The organism is Okeania sp. SIO2F4, from assembly GCF_010672385.1.
Lineage (GTDB): Bacteria > Cyanobacteriota > Cyanobacteriia > Cyanobacteriales > Microcoleaceae > Trichodesmium.
The window spans coordinates 1-2,466 of the sequence record NZ_JAAHGT010001189.1 but is presented as its reverse complement, the minus strand read 5'-3'; the positions used below and the strand labels follow the sequence as shown (position 1 = coordinate 2,466).

At 38.0% G+C, this 2,466-nt stretch carries 1 protein-coding gene; it reads right to left on the bottom strand.

Going from position 1 to position 2,466, the window contains the following annotated elements; translation table 11 throughout:
- Window positions 1–141 precede the first annotated feature (141 nt).
- Window positions 142–1,446 carry a homoserine dehydrogenase gene (locus F6K22_RS38695; protein ID WP_293110232.1) on the bottom strand — a complete coding sequence of 435 codons (1,305 nt, stop codon included), beginning with the start codon at window positions 1,444–1,446 and terminating at the stop codon, window positions 142–144.
- Window positions 1,447–2,466 lie beyond the last annotated feature (1,020 nt).

Sequence of the window (2,466 nt, the reverse complement as noted above, 5' to 3'; positions counted from 1 at the left end):
TACTCGGATAATAAGGTTAATTAGAGAGCGAATATTATTCTTTTGAAATATAGAATTTAGGGGCTTTTCTGTTCCCCGTTCCCTGTTTCCTTGCTTCAGTCTAAATCACTACATCTACAGGAGTACCAAATTTTTTTCTTTCTACAACACCCTCAATACAGTGGGAATGCTATCAATCACATCTAATGATTGAATTTCTTCTAATGCTTGGCGGAAGTTGCCTTCTCTTACATCATGGGTAACAATAACTATTTCTGCAAGTCGATCCTGTATTCCTGTTTGTACCACAGATTCTAAACTAACATCATGTTTACCGAAACAAGTACCAAGTTTACCAATGACACCAGGGTGATCCTTGGTGAGGAAACGAGCATAAAATCTGGTGACAAGTTCTGTCATCAGTGCTGTTTCACAATAATGTTGATGAGTACAGCTTAATAATGGGTGAGGAATAGGTTCGGTTTCTGTTTGCAGGATGGCAGCAATACTCATAATATCAGAAACTACTGCACTTGCAGTCGGACCAGAACCAGCACCAGGACCAAAAAACATCACTTGTCCGATAGGTTCTCCTTCGATCAGAATAGCATTGTAAACATCGTTGATACTGGCGAGGGGGTGAGTTTTGGGAACTAGAGTAGGATGTACTCTTAGTTGTAATTCGTCTGTGCTGGAGTTGGTGTTATTGGGGTCGCGCTTGGCGATCGCTAATAATTTAATTACGAAGTCTAGTCTGTCAGCGTAGGCAATATCTGCTGCGGTTACTTGACGAATCCCTTCGCAGTGGATATCTTCTAATTTTATTCGACCACTAAAAGCAAGGGAAGCAAGAATGGCGATTTTATCTTTGGCGTCTAACCCTTCCACATCAGCAGTGGGGTCTGCTTCTGCGTACCCTAACTTTTGAGCATCAGCGAGAACGTCTGCAAAGTCTGCTCCCTCTTTTTGCATTCTGGTAAGGATGTAGTTAGTAGTTCCGTTGATAATACCAATAACAGAATGAATGCGATTTACTCCCAGAGATTCTTTGAGAGGTTGAATGACTGGGATACCGCCTCCCACTGCTGCTTCTAACATGACATAAACACCTTTAGCGTTAGCTGCCTCAAAAATTTCTGGACCGTAACGAGAGATGACAGCTTTGTTGGCAGTAACGATGTGTTTACCATGTTCGATAGCTTTTAAAATCAGACTTCTTGCTGGTTCCAACCCACCGATGAGTTCTATTACTATGTCTACATCTGGGTCAGTAGCGATCGCCTCTAAATCTGTTGTTAAAATATCTGGAGATATATTTACATCCCGAGTTTTGGATACATCGCGCACTCCCACTCGGTATATCTCCAGTTCCTGAATTAAAGGATGGCGACCTTGTGGGGATAGCAAAATTTTTGCTGTCCCTGTACCGACTGTACCTAATCCCAACAAACCGATTTTGAATCCCACGATTGTTAACCCGTCCTGAATTAAATTTTTGACAAAAGTTCGGCTATAATAGCTGAATATTATTTAATTTTAACAGATAAGTTCAACAAAAAAAATAATCTTTTCTGGAATATAATGGTAAGGTCATCTCAGTTATAAGTTCGCCTCCTGGATTTTAGCTGGGTTTTGTCGCGTAGCGAAACAGTACCTCCGGCTCAAGCTAGAGGCTTGAAATACTAAAGTTTATTCTTTTCATCCCTTTAAAATTAGACATTTATCTGAAGATGATATAACTCTAATAATTAAGAAATAACTTAGAGGCTGTATTTCATTAATGGATAATGGCGAACTTGATAATTACAAGAAGGTTAAAACCGTTCGGGAATTGAATATAAGGAAATGTTATTTCTTCTCTTGGTCGATTGGATATGGCGAGGTTTCCCATCCTAACGGACAGCTTCGCTAACGACCGCTTTTTCTCCTTGAAAGGGGAGGCTAATAAAGCTGAATTATTTAATTAATAATTATTAATTCTTAATGATTCGGTAAATTATTTCCGAGCCTTGCTTTCCGATTTAATCAACAATCCCTAAGAGTTTTTTTGAGAAGTCATCGATCCCCCTAAATCCCCCTTAATAAGGGGAATTTTCCATTTTATTTACCCCCTTAAAAAGCTATGCTTTATAAACATCTTTATTAACATAAAACGTAGACATTAGATATAATTTATGTGTAAGTGCTTTGAAAGGCTTTTTTCTCATAAAAGTGTATTTAATTAGACATTTTTTTGAGAGATGCAGACAAGATTATTACCGAATAATTAATAATTCTTCATTCAATAATTTAGGTTTAAAGACTCCCCTTGGATAGGGGATAAAATAAAAAAAAATCCTTTTAGTCAATCCTATCCGTTTTAAGAAGAGGTAATTATTAATTGTTAATTGTTAATTGCTGAATCCCCCTCTCCCCACCCTCCCACAAGGTTTTCATGAGTTCCTTATAAGGGATAGGTTAAAAAGGGGGGATATAAATCAAAATTCA